The sequence below is a fragment of the Fibrobacter succinogenes genome, from assembly GCF_902779965.1.
In the GTDB taxonomy this organism is placed as follows: Bacteria; Fibrobacterota; Fibrobacteria; order Fibrobacterales; family Fibrobacteraceae; genus Fibrobacter; species Fibrobacter succinogenes_F.
In genome coordinates this window covers 50,581-71,372 of sequence record NZ_CACZDK010000011.1, presented here as the reverse complement: position 1 = coordinate 71,372, position 20,792 = coordinate 50,581, and the positions used below count along the sequence as shown (strand labels likewise).

11 protein-coding genes are annotated in these 20,792 nt (G+C 43.9%); 10 read left to right on the top strand and 1 reads right to left on the bottom strand.

What is annotated here, in order from left to right; genetic code table 11:
* The first annotated feature begins 345 nt into the window (after window positions 1–345).
* The 6 genes from HUF13_RS07135 to HUF13_RS07110 all read left to right on the top strand — a co-directional run bounded on the left by HUF13_RS07135 (window position 346) and on the right by HUF13_RS07110 (window position 12,555).
* Complete coding sequence (locus tag HUF13_RS07135) at window positions 346–1,239, top strand: hypothetical protein (protein ID WP_173474481.1); 894 nt, start codon at window positions 346–348, stop codon at window positions 1,237–1,239.
* A gap of 235 nt (window positions 1,240–1,474) precedes the next feature.
* Window positions 1,475–4,570 (top strand): cellulase family glycosylhydrolase, encoded by a 3,096-nt coding sequence (locus HUF13_RS07130; protein ID WP_304038914.1) that lies wholly within the window; start codon window positions 1,475–1,477, stop codon window positions 4,568–4,570.
* A gap of 215 nt (window positions 4,571–4,785) precedes the next feature.
* Window positions 4,786–6,162, top strand: coding sequence for a diguanylate cyclase domain-containing protein (locus HUF13_RS07125; RefSeq protein WP_173474479.1), 1,377 nt, complete (start codon window positions 4,786–4,788; stop codon window positions 6,160–6,162).
* Between the two features lie 81 nt (window positions 6,163–6,243).
* On the top strand, window positions 6,244–7,644 hold the full coding sequence (locus tag HUF13_RS07120; RefSeq protein WP_173474478.1) for a DNA methylase: 1,401 nt from the start codon (window positions 6,244–6,246) through the stop codon (window positions 7,642–7,644).
* 95 nt (window positions 7,645–7,739) lie between these two features.
* A complete protein-coding gene (locus tag HUF13_RS07115) occupies window positions 7,740–7,949 on the top strand; it encodes a hypothetical protein (protein WP_173474477.1) in 210 nt (69 codons plus the stop codon).
* A gap of 106 nt (window positions 7,950–8,055) precedes the next feature.
* A complete protein-coding gene (locus tag HUF13_RS07110; protein ID WP_173474476.1) occupies window positions 8,056–12,555 on the top strand; it encodes a response regulator in 4,500 nt (1,499 codons plus the stop codon).
* On the opposite strand, the gene HUF13_RS07105 is transcribed toward HUF13_RS07110, so the two are convergent.
* Window positions 12,552–12,899, bottom strand: a complete 348-nt coding sequence (locus tag HUF13_RS07105) for a hypothetical protein (RefSeq protein WP_173474475.1) — start codon at window positions 12,897–12,899, stop codon at window positions 12,552–12,554. The two genes, HUF13_RS07110 and HUF13_RS07105, sit on opposite strands and share 4 nt — an antisense overlap.
* 141 nt (window positions 12,900–13,040) lie before the next feature.
* Here HUF13_RS07105 and HUF13_RS07100 point away from each other — a divergent pair, with 141 nt between their 5' ends.
* The 4 genes from HUF13_RS07100 (at window position 13,041) to HUF13_RS07085 (ending at window position 20,791) form a co-directional block, all read left to right on the top strand.
* On the top strand, window positions 13,041–14,177 hold the full coding sequence (locus tag HUF13_RS07100) for a DNA recombination protein RmuC (RefSeq protein WP_173474474.1): 1,137 nt from the start codon (window positions 13,041–13,043) through the stop codon (window positions 14,175–14,177).
* A gap of 102 nt (window positions 14,178–14,279) precedes the next feature.
* Window positions 14,280–15,548: an exonuclease subunit SbcD gene (gene sbcD / locus HUF13_RS07095; protein WP_173474473.1), complete on the top strand. Its 1,269-nt coding sequence runs from the start codon at window positions 14,280–14,282 to the stop codon at window positions 15,546–15,548.
* A 9-nt stretch (window positions 15,549–15,557) separates the two neighbouring features.
* Window positions 15,558–19,085: an AAA family ATPase gene (locus tag HUF13_RS07090; RefSeq protein ID WP_173474472.1), complete on the top strand. Its 3,528-nt coding sequence runs from the start codon at window positions 15,558–15,560 to the stop codon at window positions 19,083–19,085.
* Window positions 19,086–19,144: 59 nt separating this feature from the next.
* Window positions 19,145–20,791: a hypothetical protein gene (locus HUF13_RS07085; protein WP_173474471.1), complete on the top strand. Its 1,647-nt coding sequence runs from the start codon at window positions 19,145–19,147 to the stop codon at window positions 20,789–20,791.
* The last annotated feature ends 1 nt before the right edge of the window (window position 20,792 follow it).

Below are 20,792 nucleotides of genomic sequence, written 5' to 3'. Positions count from 1 at the left end.
GCAACGACTGGTAAGGCGAACTTTAAATTCAATTAAATATGGCTTTGGCAGAGCCGCAAAGTCTTGCGCACGCAGAGCGCAACGACTGGTAAGGCGAACTTTAAATTCAATTAAACATGACTTTAGCAGAAACGCAAAGTCTTGCGCACGAAGGGCGCAACGACTGGTAAATTTTTTAAGACCCGCTTTTATGCGGGTTTTGTTGTATGCAAGTTTTTTTTGTGTGAAAACTGGTCTCGCTATAATAAAGATTGTAAATTGGATTGAAAATAAATACAATCAAGTATATACGGGAATCATAAAATTATTATACATTTGTAAAAACAATTTAATTAAGAGGACTATATGAAAAAGCTTTTGGCTCTCCTTCCCGCAGCAACCCTTGCACTGAGCGCTTGCTCGTCGTCATCATCTGATGATGGTGCTTCGGCCCAGACTCCAGTTTCGCTTCCGACAGACTACATTGTTGCGCAGATGGGCGAATTCGATTATGATTCTGATGGTACCATGATAATTACTAAAGGTTCTTGCGAGGCCTATCAAAATAAACCTTCGTGGAAGTTGGTGGAAACGCGCGGTTCCATAGCGAAAGTAGACGATGACAACGCTAAAATTGATTTGGGCGATGGATACGGTAAACAAGCTTATAATTTCAAGGCTATGGCTGGTGAAAAGTTCCCGAGTGGTAGCTTCTATAAGACCTCGGCTTTAGACAATGCTCTCATTGAAGGCGTGATTCTCGAAGACCCGTATTACAGCGATGTTTATTACATTAATACGCAATGCTTCTTCCAGAATTTTGGCGAAATGCAAGAAACTATGGCTGAAATCGCTAAGGTCCCGAAGTCTTCCGTTACGATGGAATGCGACAAGGTTAGCATTCAGGGACTTGAAATGAAGTATGTCTCCCATGAGAAGGATGCTATCAAGTATACGCTTTCCTATGCGGGTAAGACTTGCAATGTTGATCACAAGTTCCTTTACACTTTTGATGAAGATGATTGCACTAAGGCCTTTAAGAATTATCAGAAAGAATTTGAAAATGGCGAAACGGATGATGCCTTTGATTTTGAACTCCACGATCAGGATATTCACGCTTCGGAAGAATGCACTGATGTGCTGACGGAATTCCACGAAGTAACGGGCCTTGCTAAGAGTGGCGAATCCTCTACGATTAGCGAAAAGCAGGTCAAGGATATTCTCCGCGCTGTGGGCAATCGTCTCCGCGGCCGCAAATAATCTCCAACAATCGAGTAATGTTAAAAAGCGCTCTGCAAATTGCGGAGTGCTTTTTTGTTAGAATGACCTACCATGCCGGTAATAAAATTCAGATAGGGTGCCAAATATGGCGTTCAAAGAGTATTTAAGGGGCTTTTCTTTGAAATAGTATATTGCAATATTCTGTTTATTATATTACATTATCGTTATGTGTATATGGAAGTTCTTTTTTGGGGCGGCTTTGTTGCTGGCCTTTTTGACCCCGTCATTTGCGGTGGCATCGACCCCTGTCGCGCGCCCATCGACAAGCGGCAAACTTCATGTTGTGGGGACTGAACTTCACGATGAGCATGGAAATATGGTTGTGCTCAAGGGCGCGAGCACTCACGGGCTTACATGGTTCCCGAAGTACGTCAATAACGGCCTTTTTAAACAGCTGAGTTCGGAATGGAAAACGAACCTTATCCGCCTTGCAATGTATTCGGATGACTATGTGCATGGCGACCGCAAAAAGAATCTCGAAATTTTGCGCAAGGGTGTTGAATATGCTATCGCAAACGATATGTATGTGATTGTGGACTGGCACATTCTCAAAGACAACAACCCGAACGAAAATCTCGCCGAAGCAATTAACTTTTTTAACCAGATGGCAAAGGAGTATTCGAATGTCCCGAACGTGATTTTTGAAATTTGCAATGAGCCAAATGGAGACTGCACTTGGGAAGATATCAAGGAATATGCAAGCCTCATCATTCCCGTAATCCGCAGGTGCAATCCCGATGCGTTAATCCTTATCGGTACGCCGAACTATTCTCGCGAAATCCAGTTTCCGGCAAAGGACCCGGTGAACTTTGGTAACGTCATGTACTCGTTCCATTTCTACGTTTCGTCGCACAAGGATGATTTCCGTACGAAGCTTCGCGATGTTATTCGTCAAGGAACGCCAATTTTTATTTCTGAAAGTGGCCTCAGCGAAGAATCGGGCGATGGAAAAATTGACTTTGAAAGTGCAAAGCTCTGGTACGCCTTACTCGATTCCTTGCACTTGAGCTATACGGTTTGGAGCCTTTCGAACAAGGAAGAAGAGTCTGCAATGATCAAGGACGATTCCCGAGCAGTGGAATCGTTGACGGATGATGATTTGACGCTTTCGGGGCAATTTGCGAGGGCGCTTTTTCAAGGGCAGGATGTCGATGAAATTTCGCTTGTTTATAGCCCGGCATCGAATTTCAAGATTTTGGCGCGAACAGAACCTTACATGGTCTGGGGTATTTTTGCGGTGCCTGTATTTGCCATTCTTGTCATTGTGTTTGTAATTCTCAAGTTCCAAAAACGTTTTAAGGATAAAAGAATTTATACGTATGATGACTTGCTTAAATACAGCGATAGCGCTGCAGCGAAAAAATTTAATGCCAAGCCGGGAAAAGTTATTTTAGGGGATTTGTTCCTTTTCTTGAGTACGTTTTGCACGTTGATTTACCTTTGTTGGCGCGTGGTTTGTTCCATCCCGTTTGCGTATGGTTGGATTGCTGTTGTTGGTAGTGCTGTACTGCTTGTGGTTGAAATTTTGGGCTTTGGAGAATCGCTTATTCATTATAGCGGCATGCTCAAGTTGCGTGATCATCCGCTCCCGGAAATTGCAGATGAAGATTTTCCTGATGTCGATATTTTCATTTCGACATATAACGAGCCTGTGGAACTTTTGCGCAAGACTATTGTCGGTTGCAAGTTCATGGAATACCCAGACAAGTCAAAAGTCCATATTTACTTGTGCGATGACCACCGCCGCCCGGAAATGCGAGCGCTGGCCGAAGAGCTTGACGTAAGCTACTTTGACCGCCCGGATAACGAAGGTGCAAAGGCTGGAAACTTGAATGCGGCTCTTGCTCGTAGCCATTCTCCGTACATAGTGACATTTGACGCTGACATGATTCCGCAACGCAAATTCTTGCTCAAGACGATTCCTTACTTTATTGATGCCGAGCGAATCAATGCGAACTTGCCTGAAGAATATCGCCGTCCGCTTGGCTTTATCCAGACCCCGCAAAGTTTTTACACGCCCGATGTTTTTCAGCACAATCTTTATGCAGAACGGATTGTTCCGAATGAACAGGATTATTTCTATGACGTGATTGAAGCTGCAAAAACTTCGAGTAATAGCGTTATTTATGGAGGCTCGAATACAATTCTTTCACGCAAGGCGCTCGAAGATATTGGTGGATTTTATACAAAGTCTATCACGGAGGATTTTGCGACGGGCATGCTGATTGAATCGGCTGGGTATGTGAGCCTTGGACTTTCTGAAGCGCTGGCTTCGGGCGTTGCTCCATCTTCGTTCCAAGAACATGTGCAACAGCGCACCCGTTGGGGGCGCGGTGTGATTGCAACAGCAAAGCAGTTGAAGTTTATACGCAACCGTAAATTGAATGTCTCGCAAAAACTGAGCTATTTGAGTTCCGTGCTTTACTGGTTCTCGCCGCTCAAAAATTTAATCTACTTGATTTCGCCGTTGATGTTTGCGGTGTTCTGCATTCCGATTTTCAAGTGTACATTGATTGACCTTGCTCTTTTCTGGCTCCCGATGCACTTTATGCAGATTATTGCTTTGCGGATTACGAGCCAAGGCAAAATTTCGGCGCAGTGGAGCGGTATTTACGAAACCTCTGTGATGCCGTTCCTCTTGTTCCCGATTATCAAGGAATCGCTTGGGATTACACTTTCGACGTTCAAGGTAACCAAGAAAGAAAAGTCGAGTATGCGCCGTGTTATCGACAAGCGGAGTCTTGTGCCGTTTGTAATTCTTTTGGTGCTAACGCTTGCGGGAATTGCACGCATGACGTATATGATGGTGGTTCTTGAATACATCGGCATCTTGGCCGTGCTGTTCTGGCTTATCCGCAACACCTACTATTTGACAATGTGCTTGTTCCTTGGCGTTGGCCGCGATTCCGATGGTGAAAACGTGAAAGTATTTGCCGCCGAATTCATCACGCTTTTCAAAGGCGATGGGCAACAAGTCGAAGGCGTAACGACCAAGCTCACGGAACATTCTGTCGATATTTTTACGGATGAAGTTGATGTTCTTTATTTGGGTGAATCGGTTGAACTTGGAATTTCTAGCGAAGCGTATGATTTGAAAATCAAAGGAGCGATTGTCTCTATCCGTCATTCTTACAATCCGAAAGTTCCGAGCGTTTATACGGTCGAGATTCTTGATTTTGCAGGGCGGAAAGATGAGTATGTGCAAATGCTTTACGACCGCACTCCGACTTTGCCGCAACGTTTGCGGTTAAGGGACGATTACTTAGGCAATCTTTGGAAGAATCTTGGACAACGGATTATCAAAATTTAGCGGACTATTAATACCGGAGTCATTTAATGTTGAACAATAAATTCTGCAATATAGAGGAAAAATTGATGATGAATCACTCACTTTGTTTTTCTATTGCTTATTTGCATAATAATAAGGGTATTTTTGCTTTGCGTTGTAGACTTTTTTGTAAAATTTTTTTGTGAAATTGATATATATTTATAAACAATTCACCCCAAACGGCTGGGAGTATCTATATGAATTTTGATCATTTACTGTCGAATCACAGGGGCAAGGCTTGTGTTTTGTCTGTTGAATATTTCCCTGATGGATCGTATGGAAATATTCGCGTTGTTGCTGGTAACAAGGCGCATTGTGCCGACATCGAAGCCTTAACGCACCATCCGTTTATGCCGGACTGCCCTTACGAGGCTTGCTTCCCGAAAAATCCGAATTTTGAAGATCTCTGCTTCCACTGCGCTAGTGAAGGCAAGCCGATACACGCTTATGTGAATCTTTACATGATGAATTTGTGGCTTAACATGTTCCTGTTGCCGCTGGAATCTGACAAAGAAAATATCGGTTATTGCTTTTATTGTTACGACGTTGCACCCAAGGCGGACTCTTCTGCGATGGCGGATCTTTCTGCAGAAACGGCGTCAGATGTTTTGAAGGCATGTATCAAGTTGCGCGGCTCAGATGATGTCAAACAAGCTTTCCAAGAAGTTGTTGGAGATATCCGTGAAATCTGTGGTTCCGATCATTGCTGCATTATGCTAGTGGACAGTGATAAGAGAATTTGTTCAAACTTTGCGGAATCGCTTCGCCCTGGTTCGGATTTACTCCCGTTATCGCACTACATTGATAATTTTTATGAAATTGTAAAAACGTGGCCGGACACATTGGATGGCAGTACATGCCTTATTCTGAAAGATGAACACGATATGGAAAAACTGCGGGAACAAAACCCGATCTGGGCTTCAACGCTTGAACAGGCGAAAGTCCATAGCGTCGTGTTGTTCGCTCTTCGACATGGCAAACAGCATCTCGGTTATATGTGGGTGCTTAATTTTAATGTCGCAGAAGCTATAAAGATTAAGGAAACTCTAGAAGTTACGACGTATTTCCTTTCTTCTGAAATTGCAAGCTATCAGCTTTTGAATAAGCTAGAATTCTTGAGCACGATTGATACCTTGACTTGCGTCAAGAACAGAAACGTGATGAATAATCGTGTGGATTTGATTGTTGAAGGAAAAGAACCTGTGCCGAAGGCTGTGCTGTTTGTGGACTTGAATGGCCTCAAGCGTGTGAACGATGAACAAGGCCATATTGCTGGTGACCGCATGTTACGCGAAGCGGCTTCGATTTTGCAGGGTGTGTTCCGCGATGGCGATGTTTACCGTGCTGGTGGCGATGAGTTCATGATTCTTGTAAACGAAATCGATGAAGATGAACTACAAAATCGTGTTGCTCGTGCTCATTTCTTGTCGGGAAAGACGGAAGATGTTCGTTTCTCGATTGGCATTTGCTATGGCAAGAAGGACATTCGTAAAGCCATGCGCCTTGCTGATGAACGCATGTACGCTTTCAAGAACGCGTATTACGAAGCGCATCCCGAATTGAAGTACAGATAATCTTTTTTGCACATTGTGCATGAAAGATTTGCAACGCTGTGTTAAGTGAATTTTTGTGCAGTAAAATTCTATATTTAGAATATGAGACTGCCACGCGAAAACCGTACTTACGTTGCAATCGACCTAAAGTCGTTTTTTGCGTCTGTGGAGTGCGTGCTTCGCGGTCTTGATCCGCTGACGACGAATTTGGTGGTTGCCGATGCCAGCCGAACGGAAAAGACGATTTGCTTGGCCGTAACGCCGAGCCTTAAGGCGTATGGAATTCCTGGGCGTGCGCGCTTGTTCGAAGTTATCCAGAAAGTGCGTGAAGTCAAGCGACGGACTGGCGAAGAAATCCAGTACATTGTGGCACCTCCGCAAATGGCGAAGTATGTGGAATATTCTACTCGCATTTATGAAGTTTATTTGAAATACGTGAGTGAAGAAGATATTCATGTTTATTCGATTGATGAATGTTTTATCGACTTGACGCATTATCTTTCGCTGTATAAAAAGTCGGCGCGTGAACTGGCGAAGGATATGATCCGCGATGTGTTTGAAACGACGGGAATTACAGCAACGGCGGGTATCGGGACAAACCTTTATCTTTGCAAAATTGCGATGGATGTGATGGCGAAGCATGTGGCGCCGGATGCAGATGGCGTGCGCATTGCGGAACTTGACGAGATGACGTACCGCAGGGAACTGTGGAGCCATCGGCCATTGACTAGCTTTTGGCAGTTGGGTCGCGGTATTGCGGAGCGCCTGGAACATTGCTATTTGAATAATGGTCGTGGTATTTTTACGATGGGCGATCTTGCGCGTGTGAGTGTCAAGAATCCCGATGCGCTATACAAGATGTTTGGCGTGAATGCCGAAATTTTAATTGACCATGCGTGGGGCTATGAACCATGCGGCATTGCCGAAATTAAACGCTACAAATCCAAGACGCATAGCATTGGGGGTGGGCAAGTGCTGAGCTGCGCTTACGACTCAGCCAAAGCGAAAATTGTTATTCGCGAAATGGTTGATACGCTTGCGCTTGATCTTGTTGAAAAAGGCCTTGTGACGAATGGCCTTACGCTCCATGTGGGCTATGACCGTGAAAATGTGGATAAAGGAATTTATCATGGCGAAACGGTCATTGATGGTTATGGCCGTACAATTCCAAAGCCTGCGCACGGAACCGCACCGCTCATGAATTACACTTCGTCGGTATCGACGATTGCCGAAGCGGTGATGAAACTTGCGGACCGCATCATGAACCCGATGCTTTCGGTGAAACGTTTGAACTTGACGGCGAATAATGTTTTAAGCGCAACACAAGAGAGCTATGACTTGTTCACGGATGTGAAAAAAGTCGAACGCGAAAAGAAGATGATGCTTGCGCAAATTGCCATAAAAAAGCGCTTTGGCAAGAATGCGATTTTCAAGGGTATGGATATGCAGGAAGGAGCCACAACTCGTGAACGCAACGAACAAATCGGAGGGCACAAGGCATGATGCGGCTTTGCCGCAGTTTTGAGCTTGAAGTTACTAGTTGCTAGAAAATTTTTTAAATTCACTAGTAACTAGTATCCATCAACTAGTAACTTTTTATGGATTACAAAGACATAATTGATTTGCCGTATCCGCGAGATGACTGGAACTTCTTGATGAAGCATCCGCGAATGTCGATTGAATCTCGTGCTAAAATATTTAGCCCGTTTGCTGCTTTACGTGGTCATAACGCCAAAATAGCAGAGGCCGCAGAGCGTCATTTAGAAGACAATCGCGACGAAAAAATGCTAGAAAAAATGGACTTTTAAGGCGCAAAAAACAGACTTTAAAGTATTTGTGACGCTTGTCGCATGTTCTGTTGGAAAATCTTAACTTTTTTGCTTTTTTTCATATATTTTGTAGGATGGGGCAGACATGATAAGAAAAGATTTGAACCAACAGTCTTGGATTGAGAAGGGTAACGCAATCATTGAATCCATAGCGGATGAATATGATTGTGTTTGCTACGTTGACTTGAAAAAAAATCCTGAAGATGACGATGTTGAGATCTTTCATATAAGCCCGTTTCTTGTGACTCGTGTCCCTGCTCTTCAGGGTGAGTGCAATTTCCATAAACGTTTGGATATTCTTTGCAATAATTTTGTTTGTGATAGTGATCGCGAAGTTTTTTATAAAAGTACTCGTCGTGAAATTATTCTAGAAAATCTTGAAAAAAAAACGCAGTATGTAGTTCCTTTTAAGTGTGATATTGACGGCAAAGAAGTGTATTTCCAAATGGGCTTCTTTGCTGACCGTGATGAATCCAAGGCGCTTAAAGGGATTGTGATGAGACTGCGCAATGTTGATCGTGACATTCGTTCAAAACAGCGCTACGAACTTGATCGCCATCTCAACGAAAGCATTGTCATGAAGTTTGGCGAGCAAGTGGAATCTGTGTTTGTCTTTAATCCGACAAGGAATACGTTTAGAACGCTTTATTGCAAGGAAGAACTTAAAGGCTTTTTCCCGCTCGAAGGAAGCTTGGAAAGTACCGGTGAATTTGTTGCAATGAACGTAATCCATCCGGCCGATCGTAAAATGATACGTGAAGGCCTTGATAGGAAACGCATTCTTGAACGCCTTTCTCACGAACACAGTTTCCGTTATTTGTTCCGTGATGTCGCGCTTGGGTATGCTCGCTGGTACGAAGTCCGCGTGATGCGTTTTGACATTGGCGAAGAAAACGAATTTTTGGTGGGTTTTGTCAATAAAAATGAAGAAGTCATTACCCAAAAAATTAATGAAAAAGTACGCGATGAATTTGCAAGTATTTACCTTATTGATCTTGAAGAAGTTTTGGTCCATGTAGTTCGCCAGTCTAAGTATAACACGATTGATAAAGCTAAGGAAGTTTATAGTTACGGTGAAGCCTTTAGCAATGCGCTGACTTTTGTTCACAAAGATCATCATGAACAATGGAAAAAATTGGGTGATGTCAATTACCTAAAGCAACTATTTGCAAAAGATGATAGTCGTGAGTTGATCTTTAAGCATTTGACTGAAGATGGATCTTTCTTTTGGTGCCGAAGTGTATTTAGAGTTCTTGATAGGATTGATGGTGTTCCGGTAACGCTCGTGTTGACGAGTACTTCGGTGGATAGGGACCAATCTGAACGTCTTAGCATGAACGAAAAGCTAGAACTCCAGAAAAAGGAATTGGAAGTCAACCTTTCGATTATCGATGTGCTGGCGTCAGAATATTCATCGGTCATGTATATCAATCTTTTAACGGATGAAGTGATTCCGTATTCCATGAACGAGATGTCAAGGCATTATTACGGTGCAATGTTAAAAGATGGAACAAAGTATAATGATGCATATTTGCATTTTGTACACGACTTTGTTTACGATGCCGATAAAGAGAGAATGCTTGAGGCCGGCGATATTAAAAATATCAAGGCTTTCCTTAGAAATAATAAGACGTATGTTGCTCTTTTCCGTTCGAATCTCGCTGGACAAGTGCGTTACAGCGAAATGAAGTTTGTAAAGGTCAATGCTGTGAACGAAGAGCCGACGGCTATGGTTGTTGCTTTTGCCGACCGCGATGAAGAAGTCAGTGCTCGTTTTGTGCATGAAAAAATTATGGCGGAATACGAGGCCATTCTCCTTTGCGATTTGTCGAATGATACCGCCCGTGAAATTTTGCCATCGAAGAAAGTTGATTTTGGCGATAAAAGGCAGCGTAGCACTTGTTCTTATCGTGCTTACAGAATGGTGCAACTAGTCGATAGCGAGTACAAGGATGAATGGCTCCGTCTTGCTAGTCCTCAGTATATCCAACGATTGCTGGCTCATGATGACCGTCGTGAATTGCTCTTTAAGGCCTCTTGCTTTAATGATCCTTGGCTGAGTTTTGTAATGCAGGTTGTGGAACGTCGGAATGGTGTCGCGACTCTTGTCATTATGACGTTTTCTGTTGTGGATAAGAAACGCGTCGAAAAGATTCAGCTGAACAAGAAAATTGCAGAACAGAAAGAAGAACTGGAACGCAATATTTCCATTATTGAAGCGCTTTCTGCTGAATACACATCGGTTTATTATATCAATCTCGAAACAGAAGAAATCACGCCTTATTCCATGAATAAGACAACTGCGAATTCTTTTGGCGAAACGTTCAAGCGCAATGTCAAGTATTCGGCGGCGTATTCTGTTTATGTAGATAAGTTTGTGAGCGGCATTTACAAGAATCGAATGCTCCAGGCCGGATCCATCAAGAATATCCGCGAGCAACTTTCGAAACGAAAAAGCTTTGAGACCATGTACGTGAACTTCCTCAATCGCTATTGCGAAATGAAGTTTGTGAAGGTGGGCGATTCGGATCATCCGAAATTTGCGGCGCTTGGTTTTGCCGATAAGGATGATGTTTTGCGCAAGGAAATTCAGCAGCAGGCTGTAATCCAGGGCCTTGCCGAAGATTTTGATTTGGTGTGCTATATTGATGCTGTTTCTATGCGTGAAAATGTTTACCGTTGTACGGATCTTTTCCCGCGTGTATTCCCAGAGTGGGATAAAATTAAGGGCTTTAATGAACGTCTTGGTGTAATTGTTGAAAAGTTTGTATGTAAAGACGATTACGAATTATTCTTGAAGTCCACCCGTAGAGATGTAATCCTTGAAAATCTAAAGAGTAAAAACGCTTATTATGTCAATTTCAAGGCTGATGTTTTAGGGCATATTGAATATTGGCAAATTAAATTTGTGTTGACGGCGACGAACCCGGTGCAAATTGTTGCGGGTTTCCATAGCGTTGATGAAGAAACACGCAAACAGAAAAAGGATAAGGAGGCTTTGGAAAAAGCGCTTTTGATGGCTAATTCTGCAAGCCGAGCCAAGACAACCTTCCTCAACAATATGAGCCATGATATTCGAACACCGATGAACGCTATCATTGGTTTTACGGGACTTGCAACGGAGCATATTGACAATAAGGAACAAGTGATTGATTATCTTTCAAAAATCAGTCGCTCTTCGGAACATTTGCTTTCGCTCATCAATGATGTTCTTGATATGAGCCGCATTGAGTCTGGAAAGATGAATATAACGGATCGTCCAGAAAGTCTTTCGGATATAATCCATACGCTAAAGGGAATTGTTCTTTCGGATGTTCGCTCTCGTGGGCAGCAATTTGTTGTTGAACTTGAAAATGTTCATAATGAAATGATCATGTGCGATAAATTGCGCCTGAATCAAGTCTTGTTGAATGTTGTTTCTAATGCAATCAAGTACACGCCCGAAAAGGGAATCGTCTTGATGAACATCAAGGAAGTGTCTGCTGAGCCGGGTTACGCCATTTATGAATTTATGGTTAAAGACAATGGTATCGGCATGAATGAAGAGTTCTTGAAGCAAATTTTTGCACCGTTTACCCGTGTGAATTCTTCGACGGTAAGCGGCATTCAGGGAACTGGCCTTGGCATGTCCATCACGAAGAATATAGTGGATATGATGGGTGGTACCATTGAAATTTCGAGCCGAGAACAGGTGGGAACGGAAGTTTTCATGACCTTTAAGTTTAAGCTTTGTAATAAGCCTGTTGCTTTGGCTGCAAGTGGAAAATTTGCAGGGGTCCATTGCTTGATTATAAACGATCGTCCAAATATTTGTAGAACTGTAGATGCCGCGCTAAAGAAGGAAGGCTTGCGTTTTGATTTGTGCATGTCGGGTGACGAGGCTCTTGCTTATATTGAAAAGTCGCATGCTGCAAATGATGATTATTGTTTGATTCTTGTAGACTGGAATATGCCTGAAATGAAGGGAATCCAGATTACGCGGCAAATCCGCAAAGTTATTGGAATGACTGTGCCGGTTGTCGTGCTGACTTCGTACGATTGGATTGATATCGAGAAAGAAGCGATTGAAGCTGGTGTGACGTCGTTCTTTGCGAAGCCTTTGTTCCCGTCAGATTTGCATTGCATTCTGCAAAAGTTCTGTGGCAGTTCATCGGATCTGAAACTTGATCATGAAACGCTTTCTGACGAACCGAAAAAATACGATTTTACTGGTCGAAAGGTGATGATTGTTGAAGACAACATACTCAATCGTGAAATTTCGACGGAAATTCTTGAAGATCGAGGTGTTGAAGTGACTGCGATGGAGCGTGGAGACCTTGCGGTAGAAAAGCTCAAGTATTCAACAGTCAAGTACGATGCCGTTTTGATGGATATTCAGATGCCGGGTATAGATGGTTACGAGGCTACGCGCCAGATTCGTAAGTTGGAAAATCCCGATATTGCCAATGTGCCGATTATTGCAATGACAGCGAATGCGTTTGAAGAAGATAAACGAGCCGCAATGGATGCTGGCATGAACGATCACGTGGCAAAGCCTGTCGATGTCGAAGTCCTTTGCGCAATCCTTGCGAAATTCTTCCGTTAGTTTTCTTGAATTCCGTTGTCGAATTCCACATTAAACCATTTTTCTTCGATGACTTCGTAATCGGAGCCGCCGTTGAAAACGTTGGCGTTGCCGTAAACTTCGTAGCCTTTGCGCATGGAAACTTTGCAAGTGAATTTTTCGGAAAGTAGCTTGCAAACGGCAGAAACGTCTGCTTCGGGAATGTTTTCGCAATCGCTCATGCCTCGAAGGTTTACGCTTATGCGGTCGCTCATTTTGCGGAGCGAAAAAGTATAACTTTTGTACGTAAATTCGGAATCCGCAGTAGCGGAAAGCATGTCTGCTTTACAGAAAATAGAACCAATGACGCTGTATTCGTAATCCATTGCGATAAAGATAATTAATTTAGTTCGGAACTTTGAATGCCCCGACTAAAATAGTTCTAAGTTCGGCCAACAGTGTCGCAGCTTATTCTTCTAAATGTCAGAATTAGACATGTACTATTTGTATATTTGGGCTGAGGTAAAATGATGGATATGACTTATTTGATTGTTGCGACGGTTGCGGTTTTTGCTTTTGCGATTGGTATTTTGGTGGGGGCGCTTGTAGTGCATAAAATGGGGCGTTCTGTTCATGCAAATCGTGAGGCGCTTTTCAATGCGGAACTTTCGGCGATGAAGTCGCAATTCGAGGCGGTTTCTGCACGACTTTTCAAGGAACGCAGCGAAGAATTTAAGGATGAAAATCGCGAGCACATGGAAACGTTTACAAAGCCTTTGCTCAAGGAACTCGATGATATGCGCGAAATGCTCGGGCGCGCAAAAGAAGGTAACGACAAAAATATTGCGGAACTGAATGGCGCCATCAAGACGATGGTAGAACAATCCAGAAAGCTTGGGATTGATGCCGAAAATCTTGCTGATGCTCTCAAGAATCGGGGCAAGGTGCAAGGCGATTGGGGCGAAGTCGTGCTTGCTAATATTTTGAGTGACAGCGGCTTGCGCGAAAATTTGGAATACTTTACGCAAAAAAGCTATACGGATGAAAATGGACGTGAATTGCGCCCGGATGTTGTCGTGAAATGTTCTGATGGCTCGAATGTGATTGTCGATTCGAAGGTCTCGCTTACTGCTTATACGGATTACGTTTCGGCAGAAAATGATGAAGCGCGTGAAGCGGCATGCAAGGAAAATTTGGCAAGCATTGTGAAACATGTCGATGAACTTGCCAATAAGAATTATCCGAAGGTGGTGCCGCATGCGGTGCCTTATGTGCTCATGTTTGTACCGAATGAAGGTAGCTACATTTTGGCGGTGAATAAGGATCCGGCTATTGCGCAAAAGGCGTACCGTAAGGGTGTACTGATTATCAATCCGACGAATTTGATGCTTGCGCTGAACCTAATTTTGCTCACGTGGCAGAATACGCGGCAAGAAGAAAATTGTGTGAACATCATGAAAACGGCAGAGGGCCTTTATGAAAAATTCTGCGGTTTTACGGACAACTTTGTGAAGGTGGGGCGTCAGTTGAATGTGGCACAGACAACTTACGCCGATGCGCTTGCGCAATTAAAAGATGGCAAAGGAAATATTCTCAGTCGCTTTGAAACCATGAAACAGCTTGGAATTACAAGCACCAAGACTGTCAATGAAAAGTTAAAGTAATCAACTTACTCGTGTTTCTCGACTTTATCGTCATTCCGACTGCAATTGGAAATTTATAGACTCAATAAATTTTATTTTTACTACGAATAGAGGCACGTTATAATGAAGTTTATCCATACCGCAGACTGGCATCTTGGCAATACGATGCACGATATTGATCGCACGCGAGAATCGGGTGCGTTTTTAGAATGGCTTAAATCGGAAATTGAAACGGTTGGCGCTCAGGCGCTTATCATTGCGGGGGATATCTTCGATGTGGTGAATCCTTCGAACATGGCAAAAACGCAGTACTACAATTTTTTGTCATCGCTCTTTAAGACGAAATGCTCCAATGTTGTTGTTATTGGCGGGAATCATGATTCTGGAACGCTCTTGGATGCGCCTGCAGGCATCCTTGATGCGTTGAACATTAAAGTGATTGGCTCCATCAATAATCGCGAAGTTAATGATTTGGTTTTTGAATTGAATGATGCCCAGGGGAATGCGATTGGCATTTGCTGCGCAGTGCCGTTCATGCGCGATTTGGAATTGGAACAATTTTACAAGTATTCCGAAAAGCCTGTTGGTGGAGAATGTGCGGATGTTGCTTCAGATGATTTGTTAAAGCGCCTTTATGCTGATGTATATCGTCGTGCTGTTGAATTGCGTGGGGGTCGCAACATTCCCATTATTGCAACGGGACATTTGTATGCATCGAATCTCTCGGGCCGCGATGCTGGAATTGCTGTAGATGACGGTGTTCGTGAAGTTGTTGGGACGCTTGGCAATGTGGATGTTTCAACGTTCCCGAGTGAAGCGGATTATGTAGCGCTCGGGCATATTCACTATACATCGATGGTCGCCAAAAATCCGAAAGTGCGCTATTCTGGTTCGCCATTCGTGATGGGCTTTGATGAGGCGAATTGCAAACGCTATGTGCTTGCGGTTGATGTGGCTCAAGGTGCGGTTCCTACAGTTGATAAAATTGAAGTTCCGAAGGCGATTCGTTTTGAACAGTTCAAGGGTGATTTCGAAACGCTCAAATTGAAATTGCGCGACTTGGAAAAGGAACTCGTTGCGAATCCGATGGAAACGTATGTCGATTTGCTTTTGACATCAGGTGAATTTGTGAGCTTGAATGATGCTTTGGAAAAAGAAGAAACGGGCAAGCATTTTGTGGTCAAGCGCCACCGTATTTCGCGTGATGTATTGCGTAGTGGAACCAGTTTTGATGATTGTGTTGAATCGACAAAACAGTACACGAAAGAAGATTATTTTAGAATGTTGATTGCTTCGAATCTTCAAGAAAACGATGAATCGGCTGCTGTAAAAAATCAATACGATAAGTTTATTAGTTTGTTCAATGAGGCTGTAAGCAAGGCGCACGAATAGGGTAGTACGATGAAGATTAAGAAGATTGAATTTTGCAATATCAACTCCCTTGCTCATGAATGGACGATTGATTTTGAATCTCCTGATTTTGCGAAGAGCGGTATGTTTTGCATTTCGGGGCCGACCGGTTCTGGAAAGACTTCGATTCTTGATGCCATTTGCCTTGGTTTGTATGGTAAGACGCCGCGCTTGGGCGCCATTGTGGGCGATACGAATGAGGTGATGACGTATGGCGCCAAGAATTGCTACGCCAAGGTGACTTTTGAATGTGGAGGTACTGTATATTCTGCGCGTTGGGACCAGCATCGTTCTGTAAGGACGAATAAACTCCAGAAATATTCTTGGGTGCTGACGAATGAAACATTGCAAACGGTGGAGGCTTCTTTCTCGAAGCAGTCTGAAATCGAAGCGACGATGACGCGCGTGATTGGCCTTGATTTTGGTCAGTTTACCAAGTCGATGATGCTTGCGCAGGGCGAATTTAACAAGTTCCTAAAGTGCAATGAGAATGAACGCGCTGCAATTCTCGAAAAACTCACGGGCGATGGAATTTACAGAAAGATTGCTGTTGCCGTTCATGATTTGTATGCGAGTGCAAATCGTGCGGTCGAGGATATTGAAGTTAAAATTGGCGATGTGAGTTTGTTGAGCGATGAAGAGCTCGCGGAATTGAGTGCAAAAATTACGGATGCCGAACAGCAAAAGAAAAGGCTTGCCGAAGATGCGGAACGCCTTCTTTATATTTGCACATGGTTTGAAAATCTGCATGGCTTTGAAAAGCTTTTGTCGGATGCGAAAAATCAATTAGAAAAAGCGAAAAGCGCGCAAACGGAGTTCGAACCGAATCGCAAAAAATTGGAACGTGCGTTGCATGCGCAAGAAGTGGAATCGTCATTTGTCGAATTTAAATCAGTTCGCGATAATCTTGCCCGCATGAAATCGCAACTCGAAGAGAATAAGACGAAACTCCCTGCTGCTGCGGAAAATCTTGAAAAGGCTTCTGCTCAAAATCGCGAGGCGCAGGCTGCTTTTGAAAAGTGCAAGGCGGAATATTCTGCGAATGAATCTGTTTGGGAACAGGTTTCTTCAATTGATGCTGATATTCGCAATGCTCGTGTGCAGTTGAAGAACGCAAAGGATGCTGTTGCAAAGATAGCGGGCGAAGCCGAAGAAACGCAAAAGAAAATTAGCGACACGGACAAGCGGCTTTCTGATAATGAAATGGCTTTGGAAAAAGTGGAAAAGTACATTGCCGAAAATCAGAAAGACGAATCGATTGATGGTCAACTTTCGCTTTTGAAATCGCAGATTGCAGAATGGAAAAATGAAAGCGAAAATGTTTCTGTCGAAGTGCAAAAACTAGAAGTTCTGAAAAAAGCTTTGCAAGATTTTGATGCGGACTTTGAAAAACAAAAGTTGGATTTGCGATCGTTGCAGGAATATTTGACGGAACATCAAGCAGATGCGGAACTTGTAAATGTTCTTCCTGAAATGAATGGCTTGGCAAATGATGCGGAACGCCATCATAAAGAATTGGTGCGCTTGCAAATTGAAATCGCTGCAAAGCAAAAGCAACTCGAAAATGTGAAGGCCGAATGTTCGCAAATTCTTGAAAAACTAACCGCTTTGCAAAAAAATAAAGAAACGATTATTCAAGAAGATATTCCTGTTGTTGTCGCGGAATTGCGCCGTAACTTGAAGCCTCACGAACCTTGCCCTGTTTGCGGTTCTCGCGAGCACATCTCTTGCGAGGATTCCGTAAAGATTGAAAATGGCACAAATAGCCTTAATGATTTTGCAGATAAATTGCGCAAAATCAATAGCGAGATGGAGCAACTCCAACGTTCATTGGATAGCTTTACAACGCAACAGAAGCATTTTGAAGAAGTGCTCAGTGAAAATGCGCAAAAGCAAAAAGAAGAATCAGATGCGGATTCGAGTGCGCTAGAACAGCTGAATGCAAAACTCGAACCTTGGAAAATCTCTGCAACGCTTGAAACGGCGCGCGCAATTTTGCAAAAACTTTCTGAATTGAAGAACGCCTACTTGCAGAAAAAAGAAAAAGCCGATGCTTTGCAGAACGAAGTCAATCACGCTGCGGTAAATCGTGCAAGCCTTGTGGGTGAAGCAAATGCCGCCGAAGAATCGCTAAAAAAATCCCAATCTAAATTGCAAAAAGTTTCTCAGGAAATTGAAACTGCTCTTGCAGAATGGTTCTCGAACATCCGCATGGAAGATGTTGATGCGCTGCTTGCCGAACTAGAAAAGAAAAATTCCTGGTGGAAAAAGGCGCAGGAGAAAAAGCTCAAGGTCGAGAATGAATTGAACATGGACCGCTCCGCTAAAGTTCAGCATCAAGAAAATCTTGCGCAGGCCAAAATGCGGTTGGACGAAGCGGCTGCCAAGCAAAATGAAATCCAGCAAAATCTGGATGCGCTCGATACAAAGCGCAAAGAAATTTTTGGTGAAAAGTCTGTAGAAATGGAACGCAATAAGGCGCGAACTTTACGCGAATCCGCGGAAAGTTGGGCGAACGAATCGCTTCGCAAAGAACAGCAAATGCGCGAAACGAAAATGGCTCTTGACAATTCCATTGCGGAACTTGACCGCCATATAGCCGAGGCCGAGCCGAAGCTTACACAATCGCAGGCGAATTTCTTGGAAAATCTTTCGATGAAAGGCTTTGCGGATGAGCAGGAATTTGCCGCTGCAAAACTTCCCGAAGCGGAACGAAAATCGCTCCAGCAATTGCAAAAGAACGTAGACGACAATTTGACAACCGCGCAGACTTCGGTCAAGAATTTTAATGACCAGTTGGCGAAACATCTAGAGAAGCAGAACTTTGAAGAATCCGAAGAAACGGCAAAGCAAAATCGCGACACCGCAAAAGCGAAATTGAACGAATGCACTGTAAATCTCGCGACATGGACAGAACAGAAAAAGAGTGATGATTTGCTCCGCCAAAAGTTCAACGACATGCAGGCGGAACTTTTAAAACTCAAGTCGAAGCGCGCTGATTGGGAGCAAATGCAACGCTGGTTTAATGGCAACAGACTTGACACGGGTAATGGCGATGTGTTCGTTCGATTCATCCAGACGATTACGTTGCGTAATTTGTTAAAAATTGCGAACGGCTATTTGCGCGATATGTTCCCGCGGTATGAAATGGTAACGGCGCCGAATACGCTCAACATCCAGCTTGTCGATCATGACAACAGCGATGTCGTGCGTCCGATTGACAACATCTCGGGTGGTGAAGGATTTCTTGTGAGCCTCTCACTTGCGCTTGGAATTTCGACTCTCGCAAGTCGCAACGTGCGCATAGATTCCATGTTCCTTGATGAAGGTTTTGGAACGCTCGATGCCAAGATGCTTCAGGAAACGGTTTTTGTGCTCCAGAAAATGCAGCAGGAGAAAGGCAAGCTTCTCGGCGTGATTACGCATGTGGATTTGGTCAAGAATGAACTCCCCACGCATATCGAAGTTACGCCTTGCGGTGGCCGCAGCGTCCTCAGTGGCGCCGGTGTGAAAAGCTGAAGTGTTGTGTTCTAAAAAAATAGCTATAATAATATTATCAAATTTGTTAGGGGCGTATCATGAATTTTAAAAGTCTAATAACAGGCGCGTGGTCCAATGGAATCGCCAAGAAACTTTTGATTTTGTTGTTCCTGTCGCTCATTATTTTTGTTATTGGTGTAATGCTTGGCTCGTGGGTGCTTGGCGAAAAGTCGCTTGGCTGGAAAGGCTTTTTGTCGGGCTACGTTGTTTTTGCGGTGTTGTTTATCAGCGTCATGATCAATGTGTTCAAGAATACGTCGGAGTCCATGCGCGAAGGCAAAAAGCATATTGATGTTCGCGGTCATGTGCTTGTACTTGGCGCGGGTCACCAGCTCAAAAGTATTTTGCGTGCGCTCAAAGGCGATAAGCGTCCGATCGTTGTGATGAGCCGTCGCGATATTGAAGGGCGTTTTATTCATTACAAGAAGGATTACGAGAACGAAGAAGATTTGCTTTATGCGGGTGCGCTTTTGGCGGATATGATTCTCGTGATTGGCGAAGATGGCCCTGAACGCGATTCCCGTAACTTGCATTGCATTGAAGTGTTACGTGGCCTCAGCGAAAAGGCTTTGCGCGATATCCATTGCCATTTGTTGCTGAGTGAACCTTCTACGTCTGAAATTTTACGGTATTTGAAGGCTCCAGAACAGAACAAGGGTCATTTGCTAGTCGATGTTTTTAACGAATACGAATTCATGTCGGAACAGTTGCTTGTCGGGACGGATTTTTTGCCGACTATTCGAGAAGCGGAAAATGAGCGCCTGCATGTGGTGCTGATTGGAACAGGCCCGATTGCGCAGGCGGTTGCATTTGCCGTGGCGAATGTCTGCCATTACCCGAATTTTAAGCGGACGAATTTGAAGACTTGCATCACGTTTGTTGATGAAGATTGCGAAAAGTGGGTGGACCGTTTGGTGGTCTCTCGCATGGGACTTTTTAGACTTTCAAAGTACACGTATGTCGATGCAAATGGAAATAAAGTAACTCATGACCCTGAGACAACGCGCGGCGATTACCTTGACGTAGAATGGAATTTTGTAGATGCCTACTGCGAAGCGGATTTGGCACGTAACTTTATTGCGGCTGTGGCGGCGAGCCCCAAGGAACGTCTTGTCGTGTGCATTTGCAAGGAAGATGCTTCCAAGGCAATTTCGACGCTCGTGCATTTGCCGCGTGCTGTTTACGATAATGCCGATATTGCGGTGTATTGGCGCGAAGCGAATGACGATATCATCAAGCATATCAACGAAAGCGGAATGTATGGCTATGTGCGCATCATGGGTGATATCGACGAAATGAAGGAATTCGTGCATTCCAGGCGCGTGGAACGTGGGCAGCGTGCGAACTATGTTCGTGAACGTCGCTTAAATCCCGATACTCGCGACACCGAAGAAAAAATGTGGTACCGCTTGAGCGAAGCCGACAAGACTGCCGCCATTTACTGTGCCAATGCTTTGCCGCTCCGTAAGCGTTGTTTTGAAATTACGGATGATGATTCTCTGTTGCGCGATGCGGAACATCGACGCTGGATGATGTCCATGCTTTTGATGGGCTATCGCTCGGGCCCGACTGACGAAAAGACTTTCACGCGTCACGATATCATTCCGTTTGACCGCTTGCCCGAAGACTTGAAAATGAAGGATTCGTACATCCTCGAAAATGCCGAGTACATTATGAACGGGTAAA

What these genes read in the sequence shown, in the direction of transcription:
- HUF13_RS07135 (WP_173474481.1), top strand. Translation starts at nt 346, where the DNA reads ATGAAAAAGCTTTTGGCTCTCCTTCCCGCAGCAACCCTTGCACTGAGC.
- HUF13_RS07125 (WP_173474479.1), top strand. Translation starts at nt 4,786, where the DNA reads ATGAATTTTGATCATTTACTGTCGAATCACAGGGGCAAGGCTTGTGTT.
- HUF13_RS07120 (WP_173474478.1), top strand. Translation starts at nt 6,244, where the DNA reads ATGAGACTGCCACGCGAAAACCGTACTTACGTTGCAATCGACCTAAAG.
- HUF13_RS07115 (WP_173474477.1), top strand. Translation starts at nt 7,740, where the DNA reads ATGGATTACAAAGACATAATTGATTTGCCGTATCCGCGAGATGACTGG.
- HUF13_RS07110 (WP_173474476.1), top strand. Translation starts at nt 8,056, where the DNA reads ATGATAAGAAAAGATTTGAACCAACAGTCTTGGATTGAGAAGGGTAAC.
- HUF13_RS07105 (WP_173474475.1), bottom strand. Translation starts at nt 12,899, where the DNA reads ATGGATTACGAATACAGCGTCATTGGTTCTATTTTCTGTAAAGCAGAC.
- HUF13_RS07100 (WP_173474474.1), top strand. Translation starts at nt 13,041, where the DNA reads ATGATGGATATGACTTATTTGATTGTTGCGACGGTTGCGGTTTTTGCT.
- sbcD (WP_173474473.1), top strand. Translation starts at nt 14,280, where the DNA reads ATGAAGTTTATCCATACCGCAGACTGGCATCTTGGCAATACGATGCAC.
- HUF13_RS07090 (WP_173474472.1), top strand. Translation starts at nt 15,558, where the DNA reads ATGAAGATTAAGAAGATTGAATTTTGCAATATCAACTCCCTTGCTCAT.
- HUF13_RS07085 (WP_173474471.1), top strand. Translation starts at nt 19,145, where the DNA reads ATGAATTTTAAAAGTCTAATAACAGGCGCGTGGTCCAATGGAATCGCC.